At 58.8% G+C, this 17,780-nt stretch carries 15 protein-coding genes; 4 read left to right on the top strand and 11 right to left on the bottom strand.

The window, feature by feature from the left end:
• Nucleotides 1-92: 92 nt before the first annotated feature.
• The 7 genes from NKH13_RS29255 to NKH13_RS29285 all read right to left on the bottom strand — a co-directional run bounded on the left by NKH13_RS29255 (nucleotide 93) and on the right by NKH13_RS29285 (nucleotide 10,728).
• Nucleotides 93-989: an AAA family ATPase gene (locus tag NKH13_RS29255; RefSeq protein WP_352916154.1), complete on the bottom strand. Its 897-nt coding sequence runs from the start codon at nucleotides 987-989 to the stop codon at nucleotides 93-95.
• A gap of 95 nt (nucleotides 990-1,084) precedes the next feature.
• Entirely contained in the window at nucleotides 1,085-1,702 is a 618-nt protein-coding gene (locus NKH13_RS29260) for a hypothetical protein (RefSeq protein ID WP_352916157.1), read from the bottom strand.
• A gap of 11 nt (nucleotides 1,703-1,713) precedes the next feature.
• Nucleotides 1,714-3,396 carry a hypothetical protein gene (locus tag NKH13_RS29265; RefSeq protein WP_352916160.1) on the bottom strand — a complete coding sequence of 561 codons (1,683 nt, stop codon included), beginning with the start codon at nucleotides 3,394-3,396 and terminating at the stop codon, nucleotides 1,714-1,716.
• A gap of 77 nt (nucleotides 3,397-3,473) precedes the next feature.
• A complete protein-coding gene (locus NKH13_RS29270) occupies nucleotides 3,474-5,582 on the bottom strand; it encodes an AIPR family protein (RefSeq protein ID WP_352565999.1) in 2,109 nt (702 codons plus the stop codon).
• Nucleotides 5,579-6,565, bottom strand: a complete 987-nt coding sequence (locus NKH13_RS29275; RefSeq protein WP_352916163.1) for a PD-(D/E)XK motif protein — start codon at nucleotides 6,563-6,565, stop codon at nucleotides 5,579-5,581. Before NKH13_RS29275 ends, NKH13_RS29270 begins: the two co-directional genes overlap by 4 nt.
• A gap of 1 nt (nucleotide 6,566) precedes the next feature.
• Complete coding sequence (locus NKH13_RS29280) at nucleotides 6,567-9,266, bottom strand: Z1 domain-containing protein (protein WP_352916166.1); 2,700 nt, start codon at nucleotides 9,264-9,266, stop codon at nucleotides 6,567-6,569.
• Entirely contained in the window at nucleotides 9,253-10,728 is a 1,476-nt protein-coding gene (locus NKH13_RS29285) for an ATP-binding protein (RefSeq protein ID WP_352566005.1), read from the bottom strand. Before NKH13_RS29285 ends, NKH13_RS29280 begins: the two co-directional genes overlap by 14 nt.
• A 312-nt stretch (nucleotides 10,729-11,040) precedes the next feature.
• On the opposite strand from NKH13_RS29285, the gene NKH13_RS29290 reads away from it, so the two are divergent.
• From NKH13_RS29290 to NKH13_RS29305, 4 genes are read left to right on the top strand one after another with little or no spacing between them, the layout of a single operon-like run.
• Nucleotides 11,041-11,214: a ribbon-helix-helix domain-containing protein gene (locus NKH13_RS29290; RefSeq protein ID WP_502902775.1), complete on the top strand. Its 174-nt coding sequence runs from the start codon at nucleotides 11,041-11,043 to the stop codon at nucleotides 11,212-11,214.
• 1 nt (nucleotide 11,215) lies between these two features.
• Nucleotides 11,216-12,712, top strand: coding sequence for a DNA cytosine methyltransferase (locus NKH13_RS29295; protein ID WP_352916170.1), 1,497 nt, complete (start codon nucleotides 11,216-11,218; stop codon nucleotides 12,710-12,712).
• Entirely contained in the window at nucleotides 12,709-13,257 is a 549-nt protein-coding gene (locus NKH13_RS29300; protein WP_352566008.1) for a hypothetical protein, read from the top strand. The genes NKH13_RS29295 and NKH13_RS29300 overlap by 4 nt, the downstream gene beginning before the upstream one ends.
• Nucleotide 13,258: 1 nt before the next feature.
• On the top strand, nucleotides 13,259-13,759 hold the full coding sequence (locus NKH13_RS29305) for a very short patch repair endonuclease (RefSeq protein ID WP_352566010.1): 501 nt from the start codon (nucleotides 13,259-13,261) through the stop codon (nucleotides 13,757-13,759).
• A 117-nt stretch (nucleotides 13,760-13,876) separates the two neighbouring features.
• Here NKH13_RS29305 and NKH13_RS29310 read toward each other — a convergent pair whose 3' ends face one another.
• From NKH13_RS29310 to NKH13_RS29325, 4 genes are all read right to left on the bottom strand, one after another.
• A complete protein-coding gene (locus NKH13_RS29310) occupies nucleotides 13,877-14,635 on the bottom strand; it encodes an AlbA family DNA-binding domain-containing protein (RefSeq protein WP_352566012.1) in 759 nt (252 codons plus the stop codon).
• 3 nt (nucleotides 14,636-14,638) lie between these two features.
• Nucleotides 14,639-16,528 (bottom strand): GmrSD restriction endonuclease domain-containing protein, encoded by a 1,890-nt coding sequence (locus NKH13_RS29315; protein ID WP_352916174.1) that lies wholly within the window; start codon nucleotides 16,526-16,528, stop codon nucleotides 14,639-14,641.
• A 259-nt stretch (nucleotides 16,529-16,787) separates the two neighbouring features.
• A complete protein-coding gene (locus NKH13_RS29320; protein ID WP_352916177.1) occupies nucleotides 16,788-16,928 on the bottom strand; it encodes a hypothetical protein in 141 nt (46 codons plus the stop codon).
• Entirely contained in the window at nucleotides 16,925-17,641 is a 717-nt protein-coding gene (locus NKH13_RS29325) for a nuclease-related domain-containing protein (protein ID WP_352566018.1), read from the bottom strand. Before NKH13_RS29325 ends, NKH13_RS29320 begins: the two co-directional genes overlap by 4 nt.
• Nucleotides 17,642-17,780 lie beyond the last annotated feature (139 nt).

Here is a 17,780-nt window from a genome sequence, read left to right on the forward strand (position 1 = left end):
GGTAGCCCGGTCGGCATTCCTTTGTGTCTGAGCGACGCAATCATCAAATAGCGACCGATGATCGATCGCAGGCACAGGGAGAGGGAGCAAGGCTATTCCTCTCCTGCCACGAATGCGCGGGTAAGGGCTCGGCCCTCGCTTCCAATTTGCTTGTCAAAACGAGCCTGCACATAGTCGTAGTTCCTGCCGAGCGCAGCCTCTTGCAGCAGTTTGTAAAAGCCACTCTGTTCAATCTCCAGGCCGAAGACCTTTCTGGTCAAGACGCTGACATTCTCGGCAAAGGTCTCGTCGTCTGGGCGCAGTACACGGAGACTTTCCCCCGACCGCATCAACATCGATACGCAACTGGCCGGAACCTCTTGTAGCACAACAGGCGAATGTGTGGCGACGATCGCCACAGCATTTCGCGACACAAGAAGATCGGAAACGGCCCGAACGAAGGAGCCTAGCAGCGGCGGATGAAGATGTGTCTCCGGCTCATCCATGAGCACAAGCGAGCGGTCACTGATGCATTCGACCAGCCGTGTCAGCGTGAGGAGGACGATCTTGTGTCCGGAGCTCATGCGGGAAAACGCCACTAGCATGCGGTCAATGGCGTCTGCCTGTCCGGAGAGGAACATGGCCTCAACGCCGATATCACCGATGCCTGGATCTGAGGATACGATCCGCATAGCATCGAGCCAGCGTTCTAGATGCTGGGGTTCGGCCGAGACGTTGTGCAGGGACTGCCCGAACTCGGCATCGAGCTCGTCGGTAGATTTGATTCTGACGCGGCCATCACCCGGTGCAGGAGCGCCGTCCGACTTGATCCCGACGTAGTAGTAAGGAAGCGTTGTCTCGGTACGTGCACGCCCGTTGGGGATGGGATCGAAGCGATCGAACACGCTGAAGGAGACAATCACGAGATTCAGGAACTCGCTCGGACCGGACTCCTGCGTATCAAACGCGAACTGCCCTTGGATACCGATGGAGGCGGCATGATTGTTCATAAGCGCGTCTGCCATACCTGCGAGAAGACGCGTTTTTCCGACCCCGTTGCGACCGATCAGCACGTGAATGTTGGTCGGCGGGCGAGAGTCCGGCTTCACATCAAAGAGGGAGCGTTCGGTTCCAGAGCCGCCCGCCTCGGAGGGAAAATCGAACCAGAATCGGTACGGGGTGAGGCTGGCATTGCCGCGCAGGATGCGGGGAAGGTATGCGACACATCTGTCACAGAGACATCGCGCAGGAGCGAGGACCTCATCGCTGGCTCATTGCGGAATGTCCCGAAGATCGCGGGGGCAGCTACGCAATCGCGCAGATCAGCGAGGTGGCCGCGGCGCAGTGGCAAGGGCAACGAGGATAGCTCTATGTAGTATTCGCGCCCACGACCGATCGAGCAGTAGCGCTCATCCAGGGCCTCGAACTGCAATGGTAACTCCACGTAACCGCCATCCATGCCGGCTTGCATGATACGAACGGAAGCAAGATCGTAACGTCGAGCGTTTTCGTCGAAAAGGACTACTTCGAAGAGTGTTTTGAATCCGAAATCATCCCAAGTATTGCGGACGAGGTAACATATATCCGATGCGGAGACGTCTGGGCCAAGGCGCATTTCAACGACTTCATATTGCATAAGGTTTGCAGCCCCCATCTGAAGGACAAATTTCTGACGAACGCAGCTGGACGGTTCAAGTGCTTGGTCCCAGATGCTACCGACCATGTCTCCAAATGTTAGCCGACTACGGTCTCGATCTGGAACCCCTCAAGCTCAAAGGTCTCGATACGCGAGTCCGTAGCCGGAATCTGAACGCGCCGACCGCTTCTCCAGAGGCGCAATAGCGGGTCAGCGGCGTGTCTTGCTTTAAGGCAACGTCTCAATAGGTCGTACCAAGACATCCAGGCCGCCCGGTCGTCCTGTGGCTCTCCGCCCGAGAACTTGGCAGCGTTACGCGTGAGCACGAAAAGACACATCGACTGGGCACCTCCAGCTATCTCCTTTGCAACACCTAGTCGCAAGGCCCGCTCTTCACCGCTTAAACCATCACAATAGCGCGACACGATTTCGATCCAGTTGTTGCCTTCCTTTGTAAGATTTTTCTGGCGGCTGGCACGTTCGGATAGGGAATTCTCGAAGGAATCCTGCCATTTTAACTGAAAGACGGCCATGGTTCCGGCTGCGCGATCTAGAATGACAGCGTCAATATCGGTCAGATCGCGACGCCCCCGGCGGAGCCGATGTGGCTTTTCGGGCATGTAAAAACGTGGCTCCGGAAACAGCTCACGTAAGTTGCGTCGAAATGTTGCCTCACGTGCGTTGACCGCCCGATCCCAGTCTCGACGAAACGTTCGCTGAAGTTTGCGCGTAGTCCAAGGGAATGGATTGTTGAGACCACCGAAGATTGGTTTGTGCCAGCATTGATCGCCTCCTCTGATCAGCAGTGCCTGAGGGCAATCGGGTATTGATCTTAGATGCGCCGCATCGACTGGAGACATCCCTATGATCTCAAGCATCATCGAGGCCTCTGTATCTTTCAGGCCGAGGAGTCCACCCCATTGATCGCGTAGCTCATGGTCGAATGAAAAAATGGTCAGGATATCTCTGGGTGCCGGGGCGGTCGGCCTGGCGAGCAGGGTGTCGACAAACGCGGAATGTTTTAGACAGCGGGCCATTCCGGAAACAATCGCGGTCCGATACTGGCCAAAGGTAAGTGGCCCGATCTTGCTATCATCCGGCAAACTGTCGTTGCCAGGTAAGCTCCGTGCTCTTAGTTCGGCATAGGTTTCGAAGTACTCTTCCAGCTCTCGGGAGGACGAGTATTTTATGTCGAACGTCGCATCTACCTCGACGCGTCTTTCGAGTTCTTGGATAACCCAAGCTCCTCTATCTGCTTCTAATGCGTCCAGAAATGGCCGATCAGATTTCTTCAAATGTCGAGTGTACCAAACGATGGCTTGGCGATCGACGGCTTCTAAGTCGCCTGCAAGGACCACGAAACGAATCGCACCAGACGCCGTCGCTTCGAGTGTGGCGAGTTCATAGCGCACCAGATCGACAAGGCGCCGAAGGTGCGAAACAAGACCCGAGCGATAGAGTAGACCGCTAGCCCAGAGGGATCGACTATCGCTTGTTCGCGCCCACATCGCTCCAGGGCCGAGCATTCCATTCGGCAGAAAAAGCGAGAGTGCGCGGCTGGCACCAAGCCAACAAATGTCGAGGTAGCTGGGAAGATCGGAAACTCGATGGTTAGGTGCAAAAGCCCGAAAATAGCCCACCGAGTCGACGGCTCGGATGATTTCGAGAAGCGCAGACCGCTCCGAGCCCTTGACTTGCTGCCTAAGCGTCTGTTCACCCGCATCGATCCTGGATAGCAGTTGGGTCAACTTTTCCTGTGCCTCACTTCCGGATATGGCCATTGTTCTGCTGGTCCAATGCGACCTTCACGATCCAGTCTCAAGTAGCAAAAGTTCTACTACACCCAGGCGCTGCCAAGTCACTGAACTTCTGCCTCCGCTAGCGCTGCCTTTGCGACACCCGGAAATTCAAACCCCGCCTGCTGCATCCTCTCCAGCATGTACTTGAGGGCATTGCGTTCGGGAGCGGGCAGCCGGATGTCACCACGTGTGAGCCGCCGCAAAGCGGCGTCGGACTTCGGCGTCAGAAGGCGCCTTGCCCTTGCGAATGTCAGATAGGGCTCAGCGTCCTCAAGCATGGCGGCAATTGCGCGATCGATATCGATGTCCGCGTCGACTCTTTTCGCCGCTATGGCCTGCTTCCGCCCCCGCTCGGCTTCGGTGCGGTTAACGACAAAGCCTTCGAGTGAGCTGGCGAAGCTGTATCTGGATCCCGAAACAGCCGCCCAGCAAGCCTGCAGCTTGCAATAACTGTCGATATTTCGGACCTGAGGCGGGGCGTCCTTCAAGGTAGCCGCAACCTGCGGCGCAAGCTCGCGCATCGCGGCCCCGATCTCCTCGGGAAGTTCCTGTCGCTGCCAGATGATATTGAGGTCGAGTTCGAGGTCCTGGCTCTGGAGGTGATGGACAAGCCACGCGATTGTGTATGTCACAATCTGGACCTTGTAGCCTCGATCTTCCTTATACCAAGCCGACGTGCCGACCATCCTGTCGGTCCAGTTGAATGCAATAGCCTTGGCGACAGCTCTACAAAACCAATGCGCGTTGAAGGTCGCTTCTGAAGTCACCCACACCTTGCCAATCGTCTCGGCAAATTCAAGAAAACACTTCTGACCATGACGGCTGACAATGTGAGGCCGGCAGTCGAATGTGACCTCAACTTTGGCAAGCTCGGTCTTGTCAATGAACTGGTCGCGGGGAAATTCAAGTTCGAACCGACGTCGCTCGGCCGGCGTGCCATAGGCCAGTCGGTCACGGTACTGGCCGCGGGCACGCTCATAGAACCACTTGGATCCTGAAAGCGATCCTGGCTTCGCCGGCGTGGTCTGGCGGCGGGAAATCTTTTCCAGCACAAGATGAACGGGGTGGCTGGCGAAAAAGTCGGCCTCGCTGACCTTGTTCTGAGTGTTTGCGAACCTGGAGATCTTTGGAACGATCTCCTCCAGCCGATCGGGGTTCACGACGGAGAGTTTCATCTGGACGAAGACGCCCGACAGGTCTGCCTTGCGCTGGTCGCTTGCGTAGAGGATCGAAGCTGTCGTCTGCCCGCCGTTCACGATCTGGAGATTCTCGATCGCCGCGATCCCCAGCGTGCCATCCGGCAGCTTCGACGTGGTGATACCCGATGCGGTCGCCGTCAGCCCGTTATTGTAGGCGAAGAACATCTCGGGGACCGTCTCGAGTGTCCTAATAATCCCCGAATTAACCTTCGTCTTCGCCTGCAGAAACGTCCGGACGTTCTGCTCAAGAAGGCGTGCGCCGTAGAGTCCATAGATGTCAGCAAGAAGCCGCCCGGGAACGGCCATCAGATACGAAGCGTGATCGCCACCGATGTCATGCGCGGGCAGGCACGGAAGGGGCGCGCCATTCAGCTCGGCCACGTTGATTTCGATGGGTTCGGCGCCTCCGTGAGCTGCCGAAATGTCGACGTACCGCGCGAAATCGAGGACGCTGCAGACGAACGGCACGCCAAGCACTTCGCCCATCATTTCCGGCTTGCGCCGTGTCGACAGGCGGGCGTTGGAAAGAACGATCCCCCGGATTCTCCGGATCGCCGAGCGGTGGGAATGGACGATCCACGCGGCCTCGAAGGTTGGGCTCGTCTCCTCCAGCCCGTTGATGAAAGCTGGCTGTACAGCCAGCTCGCAGAAGCGGCGCACCCGCTCGAACAGCGCGTCGATCTGAGCGGCGTTGAGGGTTTCAAGCTGGCGGCCAGGTCGGAAGTCGGAGATGGCCAAGTAGAGGTCGCCGCGTTCGGTCTCCAGCGCATAGCCATCGATCTGATATCCGCCGCGGCCCTCTCGATGGGCCGGAGCGTAGGCGAGATCGAGACAGTCCCCGTTCTGTGTGGCGAGCCTCGAATACAGCTGGAAAAACGCCCGTCCCTGGGGTTCAGCGGATGCCTCCGCCTCGAAAAGAAGGTCATTCCAGAAGGCCGAGAACGCCTCGTCGAGATCCGGGCTGCTCATGTGAACACCTGGTCCATAGCAACGTCAAAATCGACGGCGAAGGGCTCGCACTCACGGAGGACGATGTCATAGCGCACGTTCTGGACGCCCGACGGCAGCATCGCAGGAACGATACGTGGAAACTGCTGAGTGACCTCAAAAGCCCGTCGGTAGGTGGTGACCCAGCGCATCTCATCGTATTCAGCGCGATTGACGTAGCCCAGGGCCTCGAGCGCCTTTTCGAACGCGTCCCGGCCGACATCGCCGATACCCTCCATCTGCGCCGTGATCTCGCTGACGAGCGAATTCAGGGTGAAGCTCCGCGGCTCCGCGGCTGGCGCGGGCGCCAGAGTCTGATGACAGATCAGCAGCCGGGCTGATCCGGCATCAAGCTGGGCCTCCGACGAGACCTGCAACCGTTGATCTGAGGTCGAAAGCTGGGTCTTTATCTCGACCTGCCATTGGCCCAGAGCGAAATCCTGTTCATCGCGATGGGCCCCTCGCCAGGACAGAGCCGCCTGGGTCGGCGTCCGCCGCGTGAGGACCTGATCGCGCAGAAACAGCAGTTCCCCGGCAAGGCCGATTGCCTCGGAATCGGACAGCAGGTCGTCACGCCGGCGGCGGAGGAGGTCATGCCATGACCGCAGCCTGCGTAGTACGAGCTTCAGGCCTGCAGAGCTGTTGCCCCTCGCCACACCGGCCGTCGCCTTGAGCAGGTGGTCTGCGAGATCACGGAACAGGTCGAACTGATTCCGGTCCAGAAGCGTCAGAACAAGCCGTACCCTGTCCTGTGGAAGCTTCTCGAGCCGCACCTCGATGCCGTTGAGGCGAGGCAGGTCGGGCAGACCTTCTGCCGCAGTCTCCGCCGCAAGCGACAGCAGATAGCGGCCGGCGAAATCCCGGCCTCGGAAGAACTCAAGGGGATGTCCGGCGTCGGCACGGCGCACGTTGTCCGACGCTGGCCCGGTTGCCGCGGCGATGTCCTTCCATTCGTCGACCGTCACGTCAGCCTTCCTCCAGCATCCGTTCGTCGTCCTCGGCCTCGCTGTCTGCTTCCATCTGAACCTGCCGGCGGTACACGGCATTAACTTGATAGGTGCGCGCCACGGCTTCGCGACGGGTGGCAGGCAGGCAGAAGCTCAGGGAGACCACCGGGCCGCTCAGCTTCAGATCCGCGGTCCCCTCATCCGTTGTGAAGATGTGGATGAGGAGCAGAGGCCGGGTTCTCTGGATGCAGAACGCCTTGTCTCCTCGCAGGCCTCCCTCCCGCTCTTTTTCAGCTCGCCCATCGGCCAGCTGATCTTCGGTAAGGGCGATCTGCGCATCATCGGGGTCGGCGACCCTGTTCTTGCCGCCGGTCACGCGAAAGCCGCCGTCGACGACCTTGCCGCGGAGTCGCTGCCGCAAGGGAAAACTCTGGCCTGTCACGATCGCATCGGCGGGGGGCGTTCCGGACTTGGGATGCGGTATGGCGACATCCCAGTCCGCAAGTTCATCCTGCAGCCGGTCCGCAAAGTAGTCGATGAACAGGCTACTGCCACCGCTGATCAGTCCAAGATCCCCGTGTGCGGGCGAAAAGGCGAACCCCTTCAGGAGTGCCAGAACCCGCGGTCCCGCGACTCCTCGCCAGATGATGGTCCTGTCGTCTGTGAGTGCAGCCGATGGTTCGCCCACTCCTCTGAGAAAGCCCTTCACTTCCTCAAGATTGGCAGCGTTGATCTTCTGATCGTTGGGCAGGATGTAACCTTCGAGGTGGCGGGTCGAATAGTCCTGCGCGACCGTCATCTGGGTTGCTGACCGCATTTTGTTCGCCGCGGTGATGCGGATGGCGGTGGGGCTCTGGCGCACCTTTAGTCCGAAGTGCTCGGGCGTGAGTCCGAGCGCCTGCATCCGGCCGACTTCATTGCGCAGCTCTTCGATCGCCTCATTGATTTCTTCATAGTGGTCGAGTGATGCCAGGGGCAGATAGACCCGGCACAGATCCTCATAGTCGGGGCGGTAGCCAAACCAGCGGGCCATCTGCATGAGAGTGTCGGAGGCCGCCGTGTTGCGCAGGATATATGAGACGGACAGGCCTTCGAGTGTGAGGCCCCGCGATAGGGCCAGACCGCCGATCGCGATGACATGCAGGCCCTTGGCCTTGTTGCGGCTGTATTCCAGCACGCCTCCCTTCATGTTCACAGTGACAGGGATGATGCTGCCGACCGCTTCATTAAGAACGCCCAGCACGTCTTTGAACAAAGCGCCCCCCGACGCAAACTCCCTGTCAAAGTCCACCTTCAGGAGGCCAATAACCGGATCATCAAGCGCGCAGTCGCCCAGCCCGGCGCTGACAGCTGCGGCGTTCTTGAGCGCGTCCAGGTAGGCGTAGACCAGACCGTAGACCTTCTCCTGGATGGCGTTGAACCGGCTCACATTGATCATCATGGAGCAATGACTGTCGCCCTGACCGCGAAGCACACGCATTGCACGGATGAGGACGAAAACGCGGATTGCGGTCAGCAGAGAATGCGGGAGCGCGATGACAGGCTGGTCGCTCTTGTGCCGCAGAGGCAGGAGCTGACCGTAGTCGTTGATGACGATGGTCATTGTCGGCCGCAGATCACCATTGGCGGCGAACACGCGTGAGGCGCCGACATAGTTTGAGGGTGGATCGAGCGCTTTGATGAAGTGCTTGGGGAAGAGGTCGTCGCGGAGCATCGCGTCTTCGTTGTCAGGGTCGATGAAGATGTTCGCGAAAGGCGTGGCGGTGTAGCCTACATAGGACCGGCGCTCGAAGAGCGTGAGAATCTCCCGGATTACGCCATTGATCGCGGTGGTCGCCGCCGGGTCCTTGGCGGTATTGATGGAGGCGTTGTCCGCTTCGTCGTCGATCAGCAGGAGTGGTGACGCTATCGCTGCGCCATGACCCTGTTCGATCAGCCAGTCCCGGAGCCGGGTCAGCGGCGCCTTGTTCTTCTTGCTGATGAAGATGATGGGCTCGCTGTGTGCATCGAGGCTGAAGAACATGCCTGCGGCATCGCGGGTGAAGTCCCGGTCGCGTGACGTGCCATAGGCAGGAAACCTCTTCACGGTGGAGTAGGTCTGAATCGGTAGTGGTTCCTGCGCAAGGGCGTGAAACACTGACTTCTTGCCGATAAAGGTCTCGTCGAGGCGCTCCTGCGTCTGCGATCTGAGGCTGTTCGTGATACCCGCAAGAAGGATGATTGTCTTGTAGCCCGCATCTGCGGCCTTGCAGATCAGCGCGGAGTAGTTAGTCGTCTTGCCCGACTGTACGTGACCCATGACCATGCCGCGGCGCAGGCCCGTTCCGGGATCGAGGGGATCACCAGAAAAATCGAGAATTTCGTCGGTGACGGTATCCAGCGTGGCGACGACCTGGGGCGGGATGACATTGCCCTCCAGGTAGTATCGCCTCAGCCGGCTCCAGTAGTAGAAGTCGATATCGCCACGTTCCCGCCGCTCACGCAGCCACGGCCTGAAGTCGCTGGTCACGGACGCGCCGCGCTTCTGGCTGGTGGTGAAGCTCTGCTCCAGCTCGCGGATCAGCCATTCCGCCTCTTCGGCGGAAAGGTCGAAAGGCCCCGCAGTGACGAACGCAGAGATGGCGCCATCGGGCAGCGACTTGCCCTGAGACACTTCAGTCGAATACTTCTGGCCGAGCTTGCGGACGTAATAAGCGAGCTCACTGTCAAGATTCTGCACGCAGCCACCCTTTTTCTCGAAGTACCGCTTCGGCCGTCTTCCAGGCCTCGCACCAGGGCTCGGTCACCCGAAGAAGCGCAACCAAGGCTTCTATATCGCCATCCACCTGATCTAAGAGCAGTGGAAGCGCGCTGATCAGATCGGCGCGGAATGCCTCGGGATCGGACAGAGTCTGATGGATGGAATCGATCTTCGCAACAGCGTCACGGCCGAAAGCCACGACCGGGAAGGCCTGCTCAATCACTTTTATGGCGGCAGATGCAGCGCGCTTCTGCCCATCGTCTCCTGCCCCAAGCAAAGCATCGATAACCGGATGGTCACGGTTGATTGAGTAGTGGATTTCGCCGCCCCGGGCGTGGCGGCTCCATACGGAAGTCGTCCCAGGACGGTCCAGTCTCCCGCCTCGGGCGCGATAGACACGCGCCGAGCGCCGGCGCAGACCCTCGACGATCTGATGCAGGCGCGAGCGCAGAGCGGCCGGCAGCTGGGCGTCTGACTTATCGATTGTGATTTTCCAGACGTGATCAAGCGCATTCGGGATGTCCACGCGCACGCGGACCAGCTGCGAAAGCTCGCCGTGGCGCACGAGCCGGAACCAGGTGCCGCTGATGATCAGACGATGGTTCCGATAAACATAGAAGCCCTGGTTTCGGAGAAAGCCCTCCTCACCGCCGAGCCGGTCGTACTGGTTAGCCATCAGCTTTGAATAGTGTGGCAGGATGAAAGGCTGGATGTCGATGGTTCGGCCCGCGATCTCCAGCGGTTCGGGCTCCAGCTCCTGCGTCGCTTCATGATCGCCGTAGAAGGGATCCCAGGGGTCGACCTTCTGGCCGTTCAGCCGGATGACAAGACGGTGACCCCGGACCTCGCCCGCTATGTAACGGTGGAAGATCAGGGCGAGGCGATTGCGGGCGTGGACGACCAGTGCGTTGAATTCGCTGACCGTCAAGGTGCCGTTCTCGGATAGTCGGTCACAGTTCGACCACAGGATCTCGACGCCGTTCTTAGCCAGCAGTTCGGGCGATGCCATTCCTGCGATTTCGTCCGGCTCGAGGATACCCATCCGCCAGCCGTCGACGTCTTGCAGATCCCAGACGCAGCCGCTCGTCTCTTTGCCCTTGCGGGTCAGTACCGTCAGCCGGGTACACTGCGAGAATGAGGCCGATTTCATGCCCCAGCCGAAGCGGCCGAGGTCATCGGGTGATCGCTCTGCCAGCGGATTTGCGCTGGCCGGGCGCATGGCTTGCCGGAGTTCTGCACCGGACATGCCATGCCCGTCGTCCCGGATCCGGATGGCGGGCGCACCTCCGGCGAAATCGCAGGTCAGCAAGACCTCTCCGGCACCGGCTTTAATGCTGTTGTCGATCAGATCGGCCAGGGCGCCCGGCAGATCGTAGTTGCCAAAACTGCGCGCGGACATCATAAGCGAGGCGGCGTCTGGGGGGTTCTCTTCGAACTTCATCCCGAGGAACGTCCCGCACTCAGGTCAGTAGTGCCATCTCCTAAGCAGTCCAAGTATGATTCCCCCCGAAATACGCTACCCCCCCAGGCTTCCACTTTCAACTGCAAGTAACTGTTGGGAACCAGAATCTGCCTGAATTTCACTGCAGAATCTGGAGGTCGATCCACCGAGCCATATAAACGTGCCCACCGGGAGGTCCATCTGGAACACGCAGCTGTCGTTGTGGATTTTACATATTATTGGTGCACATTTCACCACTATGTCGTATCCTCCAGATTCGGGGTGTCTATGGCAAAATCCGCGACGAAGAAGATGAGATCGGTCCGCACCTCCGTGATGCTCCCGGCGGACTGCTACGCGCAGATTCAGGCTCTGGCAGATGCAAATCAGGTCTCGTCAGCGTGGGTTATCCGCCACGCGCTTCTCAAGTTCCTGAACGAACAGACTGCGCAGCTGCAACTCCCGCTGCGTACAGAGGAGCATTGAGATGGAAGCGCGGCTAATCAGCCAGAAGCTTCAGAGGGTTCGTGGCGGTTCGAAGCCGCGCGTGCTTGACCTTTTCTCAGGTTGCGGAGGCCTGTCACTTGGTTTCAAGCGCGCTGGATATGACATCGCGGGCGCCGTTGAGTTTGATTCTCACGCAGCGAAATCCCACGGCCTGAACTTCCATCCTGACGACGCACGCCATTCAGTCGCCCGCGACATCACTGAAACACCTCCCGCGAAACTTGCTGAAGCGCTGGGCCTGGGGGACGTCTCCCTCGCCGTCGATGTGCTCGTCGGTGGTCCGCCATGTCAGGCGTTTGCCCGGGTGGGTCGCTCGAAGCTGCGCGAGGTGGCAGAGCATCCTGAAGCCTTCCGTCATGATGCCAGGGCCAGGCTCTATATCGAATATCTGCGATATGTCGAAGCGTGCGCTCCACTGGCTGTGGTCATGGAAAACGTTCCCGACATGCTCAATCACGGGGGACACAATCTCGCAGAGGAGATCGCGGAGGTACTTGCTGCCAGAGGATATGTCTGTCGGTACTCACTGCTGAACGCGGCTTTCTACGGCGTTCCGCAGATGCGGGAACGAATGATACTCGTCGCGGTGCACCGCGAGGTAGCTGACAGTATCAGTCTGCCCGAACCAACGCACTGGATTGATCTGCCTGCGGGATACGGGGGGACACGCGCTGTCGCTCTGAAGCTTCTCGGTGCTCTGGGTGGCGCCGGCGACGTACATCACTACTGCGACCCACCGGCGGCGACTTCCGATATGATGCCAGCCGTCACGGCTCAGGGCGCCATTGGGGATCTGCCGACCATAGATGCCCGCCGGAAACTCGCCGCAGGGACGCTGCGAAGGGGAAGGCGCGGTTTTGACATCGCTGTTCCTTACCACAACTGTGATTCACAGACTGAGTACACTCGCAACATGCGAAACTGGCCTGGCTTCGAGGGTAAGTCCGCCCTCTATGATCACGTGATACGGTATCTGCCCCGGGACTATCAGATCTTCGCTGGCCTGCAGCCTGGCGATCAATACCCGGAAGCTCGCCGCTACGCGCTCACTTTATTTGAACAGCGTCTGGCTGAGCGTCGGGCGCTGGGCGATGAACTGCCGGAAGGTTCGACCGCGTGGAAGGCTCTGCAGGCAAGCATCGTGCCGCCCTATGACGCGAGCAAGTTCCCAAACAAGTGGCGGAAGATGGAGGCTGACTTTCCGGCACGAACTCTGCTCGCGCATCTCGGCAAAGACGGATACAGCCACATACATTATGACAGCGATCAGGCCCGGCCCATCTCCGTGCGCGAAGCTGCACGCTTGCAGTCTTTTCCGGACGGATTCGCATTTAGCGGCACGATGAACCCTGCCTTCCGACAGGTCGGAAACGCAGTTCCTCCCCTCCTGGCCTGGCGTATCGCTCTGTCCCTTAAGGCGCAGCTGACCAAATCGGGAAGCGCGGCTGCGGGCTTTCGTGCTGGAGTTCGTCAGTGAGCGGGCGGGAACTGATCATTGTCCGTTCACTCACGGACTCAGATATGGGGCTGTTCGCAGCACATCGGAAGGCGACGGCGAGTCGCCAGCGGGCGATTGCCCTGACTGAGCCTGCGGCAGAGCGGCTGCTTCACCCGGACATCGTCCGCGACAAGGGCGGAGACTTCGATTGCATCTGCCTGTTCGGAGCCGCGATGAACCGGGAGATCAGGCGCATTAACAAGGGTGGCAAAAACTGGCGTCTGGGAGGCAGCCAGCTGCAACACCAAGTGTTTCAGGATCTCGACAGCAAAGACTTTGCACTTATCCGATCCGTTCCCTTTAATGACGGTTCCAGTCCGATCCTGATTACGTTCGTTGGGCGTCGCTCGCACAGGCTCATTCAGGCGGGCCTCGCGGCGACGTTGGCGGAGGGCGTCCTCCAGCACAACGTCGCCATTTTCGAAGAAGACCATAACGGGTTTGCGTCACTTGCGGACCTGTTCCCTGGGATCCCGGCGCGGGTTGCCGTTCGACCAGCGGTTCAGCAGCCGGCGTTCCTCTAGGATGAAATCCGTCGTCCAGCCGCCAACCAATGATGTGCACACTCCAGAGGTGCGCAGTTATAACATGAGCCGCATCCGTGGTCGCGACACGAGACCGGAGCTGCTGATCCGACGTGGCTTGCATGCGCGCGGATTTCGCTTCCGGTTACAAGTGCGGGAGTTACCCGGCCGCCCGGATCTGGTTTTTCCAAAGCGGTGCGCTGTGCTTTTGGTTCACGGCTGTTTCTGGCACGGGCATAACTGTCATCTCTTCCGCCTTCCAGCGACGCGCCGTGACTTCTGGGCATCGAAGATTGCCGCGAACAAGGCCCGCGACGCTCGTTCGTACGAGGCCTTGGCCGATCGGGGATGGCGGACGCTCACGCTCTGGGAGTGTGCAATCCGCGGGCGCAACCGTTGGTCCGAGCACGAAGTCTTAGATGCCTGCGAGGCATTCCTGAATGGGAGCGCTTCAAGTCAGGAAGTCACAGGGCGTTGCTCGCGGTCCGGCTCAACAGGATGACTTCGCGATATCCAATCCGATGGTTACTGCTGGTTCCATGGCTCTCCTCCATCCTCTTCAGCCGAGACAGGCTGAATTGTTGTCGGAGATCCTTCAGCAGCATTGGAAGTGGACGTTTCAGAACTGTCGTTTTATCGAGTAAAGTTTCTCAAGCTCCTGGAATTCGATCGGGATTGAGCGGGTACCAGAGCGGACAAACAGTTCGGCGCCACCGCCGGCCTTCTTCAGGAAGGTGAGGTTCGCGCGGTCCGCAACCTGAATACGTACGAAGGTCTTCCCCCCAGTCTCCAGCGGCACCACCCGAACATAATTGGCCACGGCCTTGCCATCATAGAAACGGGATTCGATCTGTCCTCTCAGGTATTGATCCCAACCGTCGAAATCCCCCCGGTTGGGGTTTGCGAGAAGGAAATCCTCGACCAAGCCACAGACACTGGTATCATCCTCGATGCCCACGAATAATGTCCCTCCGCCAGTATTGCAAAAGGCAGCGATCGATTTCATCATCGTTCGGGTGACGGCCTCAAGCTTGTAAGCTTCGAGGGGCTCGCCGGGTTCGTTCCGGTACCTCCGTAAATCGAGCAGCATGGAAGACTTAAATTCGATGTCCGAGCGTTCGCCGCCCGCAATTACCTTCAGTACTGATTCAACCGACTCCACGGATACCACCGAGAGTACCCGGATATCTTCGAGGTTGCCGACGCCGATCTGCGGCTCACAGGCGATTGCGAAGGCGCCAAGGTCGACTTGAAGCTTTGTTAGGCTCACAAGCAGTCCCGTGCCGGTGTCTAGCCCATACTCTTCCAATAGCGCGAGGAGCGTGGTCTCGGTTGGAGCGATGAGAGCTCTTGCCGCGATCGGGCAAAGGAGGGGCATGGTTCAGGCCGTGGTGCGGCTATAGATATCCTCGGCCATTGCGCCCGCCCGCTTTTTCCAGAATTCGGCGACGCCGTCCTCACCGAGCAGGAGGAGATCATAGGCATCACGGTTGATGTAGTAGCGCGTCCAAAGATTAGGATGACTGTCGAAGTCGGCTTTTCCGTGCAGGAAGGTTGCGGGAGATTGCTTGCGCCACTCATTATTCGTCTGGCGATGCATCGGCATTAGGTTGGCCGCGGAATTGACCCAGTCGCGACCGGCCCTTTCGCGGTCGAGCACATCCTTGGCGACGCCGCCAGCATGGTTCTTGCACCAATCCTTCGGATATATGTGATGCAGGTCCATCATACCGCCCTCAAGCGCGATACTTAATTCAGCCGAGATCACATCACGGTCAGCCCGAGCATGTAGAAGCAACAACGCGGCGCGTCTCAAGGCTCCCTTTTCGCCGCCATCTGAGACCACTTCGAAGATATCAATCGGACCGGGGCGAGCGCCGACATTGAAGTCTAGCCACTCGTTCGCCTGCTTGCGCCAATCCATTTCATCTACGCCGAGTTGCTTCTTGCTGAGGAACGCTTTCATCTCACGCAAGTCGGTACCGATTTGCGTCAGGAACCCCTGATCGTAACGTGAATGAAACACGTTGCGCCAAAAGAACGCTCCATACAGCCGGTCTAGGTCGGCAACCCTCCAATGCGTCGCAGCGCCACCCTCGAACTCGAGGTGCCAGCGTAGGGCGACGTAGATAGCAGCACTCGCTGGGTAGGGACATTGGGCCATGGTGAAGCGCCCTCCGGCAACCGTATTCTGAAAACCTCCGATAAAGGACGCGAACGTCAAATTGTTCTCGATGACCTTGCGCCAGAATGCGCTGGGGATAGCCAGGAGGTCGCTCGACTTTACACTGGTGATCCGCGTGTCCTTGGCGCCGCCGATACGCTTGGGTTCAGGCTTCGCGTCGAGCGCCACATGAATGGCGGCGACGAATTGGGCAATCAGCTCTGGGCGGCCAGTCGAGGACGACCAACCGACCGCCCCGTCGAGTTCACCTATGGCGTCGATTTCGTCGCGGAGCAGCAAAGCGCCGCCAGCGTCCCCAACCGTGTCATTGAAAAGGCCGCTATGAATTAGATCTATCGTCGACACCTTAGTGCCAGTCGTGTTCAGTGTATCGAAGATCTCGCAGATCTGCGCAAGGTCGTAGGTCGGCGGCACGATGTAGACTGCCATCTTGGTGTTGAAGATGCCAGAGAATGCCTTGCTGAGCGCTGCATTCCGGCGCTTCAACTCCTCTTCTTGGGGTAGTACGCCGCCGGGATAGTACTCTGCCTTGTTGATGTCCTGGAGGTAAACCATCCATTGGCCCATCATGGCATTGGGGTCGTCAGTCCCAAGGGGAAAGTACCCGTTCCCAATCGCCCCAGCGTGAGTGTGCAGGTTGCGTTTTACCATCTCTTTCTGGGGCACGAATTTCACGCGTTCGCTATCTTCCGTCGCAGTGACATCAAGGAAATAGCCGCCGGCATGACGATAAATCGCAGACGATGCCCGCAACCCCCCAAAGGTTAAGGCGAGAGCGGTCGAACGTTGTCGACCATCAAGGATCGCATAATATCTTCCTGGCACCGGGCAATCGTCCGCGTAGGTCTTCTGTCCGGTCGCGTTCTCCTTCGGATCCCAATCCGCAATCGAGATTGGCTCTAGGGGAAGAGGTGCGTCGGCACTTTGCTCCCACAGTGTGACCATGCCAACCGGGCGCGCGTCTATTACCGAATTGGCCAGGGCGATCACCTGCGCGTTGTTCCACACGAACTCACGCTGAAATTGCGGGATGAGCCATTCCTTTGTCCTCAGCTTTTTTAGGACTCCCGGAATGTTGATATCCATGACCTGAAGTTGCGACACGCGATCCCCCACCTTCCATTGCGCTATCCGATGATAAACATCAGAAATACTTAAGCTCCAGTCAACCTGCGCACTTGCGACTTAGAGCGCCGTAAGCTGTTCGAAGTTGATCCGCCATGGGCTGCCGCACGTGGCTCGACACCACATTTGTAGCAAATTTTTCCTAGCCTTCCGTTCCCACCATCCACTCCGGGCAGCTGTTGGAGCGCTCGGGACAGGACCCGCCGCACCTCTGAGTGGGTCAGCAGCGAAAACCACGGCGTTGTTCCTGCAACCAGTCTCGGTTTTGCAGTTCCCAATCGGCCATCCGCTGATCGTCGAGGTCAAGAAGACGCCTGAGCTCAGCCTCCTTCTCGAAGCGAATTCGGTCAGCTTCGTTCAACCGATCAGCTTCTTCTTGCAACCAGTCTCGGTTTTGCTGTTCCCAATCAGCCATCCGCTGATCGTCGAGGTCTTGCAGATCCGCCACATCTCAGCGCGTATAGACTGCGCGTTGGATGTCGCATCCTCGAGTTGCGCAGGCGTGAATGGCTCCACTTCGAGATGGGCGACAATCCGGTCGAGATTGCCGTGTCGGAGGTCCAGCTTGGCAGACGAGATATATCGCAACCAGCGAAGCCCACCCGTAAAATCCACCGCCCGGAACCACTTGGAGACGGTAGGCGGAACGTCGGAAAGCCCGATTGTGACAGGTCTCGTGAATAGGGCGAGACCGCTAATGTGACTCACATCGTTTGCATCACTTAAACCCACAGTGCCTTCCAGCCAATTCATCATGCCGCGCTTGTAGGCGCGCACCTGCTCGAAGAGATTGAGATAGGATCCACCCTTTACTGTCACGCCGCCGTCGGTCACCCAAGTGCCGTCTTCATGGACCGTGATTGTCCCACCGTAATCCTTGAAGTCGATGATCGTGATTGACCTCTCGCTCATCACGAGGGCGTCAATCTCGTAGCGACCGCAACGGACGTTCCCAAGGATTCGCACATCGCCTTTGTCATGGAGGTGGCGATCGCCGAGGAGGCAAAGCGTCTCGAACGCCTCATTTTCTTGAGTGTGGAGGTAAGGAGCCCCCCTATACAGCTTGACTGTCATGGTACGACTCGTCGCCTAGGGCCTGTTGATATTCATGATTGAACGAAGCCGCTGACGCGTCATTTGGTGCGTGGGTTTGCGGATGACGCTTCTGTTTTGAAGGATTGCGGCTGTTGAAGCGCAATCTTGAGAACAGGAG

The sequence above is a fragment of the Mesorhizobium sp. M1348 genome (assembly GCF_040317925.1).
Lineage (GTDB): Bacteria > Pseudomonadota > Alphaproteobacteria > Rhizobiales > Rhizobiaceae > Mesorhizobium.

Coding starts and splice junctions, on each gene's coding strand:
- NKH13_RS29285 (WP_352566005.1), bottom strand. CDS start 10,728: ATGAAGTTCGAAGAGAACCCCCCAGACGCCGCCTCGCTTATGATGTCC.
- NKH13_RS29295 (WP_352916170.1), top strand. CDS start 11,216: ATGGAAGCGCGGCTAATCAGCCAGAAGCTTCAGAGGGTTCGTGGCGGT.
- NKH13_RS29290 (WP_502902775.1), top strand. CDS start 11,041: ATGAGATCGGTCCGCACCTCCGTGATGCTCCCGGCGGACTGCTACGCG.
- NKH13_RS29270 (WP_352565999.1), bottom strand. CDS start 5,582: ATGAGCAGCCCGGATCTCGACGAGGCGTTCTCGGCCTTCTGGAATGAC.
- NKH13_RS29315 (WP_352916174.1), bottom strand. CDS start 16,528: ATGGATATCAACATTCCGGGAGTCCTAAAAAAGCTGAGGACAAAGGAA.
- NKH13_RS29260 (WP_352916157.1), bottom strand. CDS start 1,702: ATGGTCGGTAGCATCTGGGACCAAGCACTTGAACCGTCCAGCTGCGTT.
- NKH13_RS29305 (WP_352566010.1), top strand. CDS start 13,259: ATGAAATCCGTCGTCCAGCCGCCAACCAATGATGTGCACACTCCAGAG.
- NKH13_RS29265 (WP_352916160.1), bottom strand. CDS start 3,396: ATGGCCATATCCGGAAGTGAGGCACAGGAAAAGTTGACCCAACTGCTA.
- NKH13_RS29255 (WP_352916154.1), bottom strand. CDS start 989: ATGAACAATCATGCCGCCTCCATCGGTATCCAAGGGCAGTTCGCGTTT.
- NKH13_RS29325 (WP_352566018.1), bottom strand. CDS start 17,641: ATGACAGTCAAGCTGTATAGGGGGGCTCCTTACCTCCACACTCAAGAA.
- NKH13_RS29310 (WP_352566012.1), bottom strand. CDS start 14,635: ATGCCCCTCCTTTGCCCGATCGCGGCAAGAGCTCTCATCGCTCCAACC.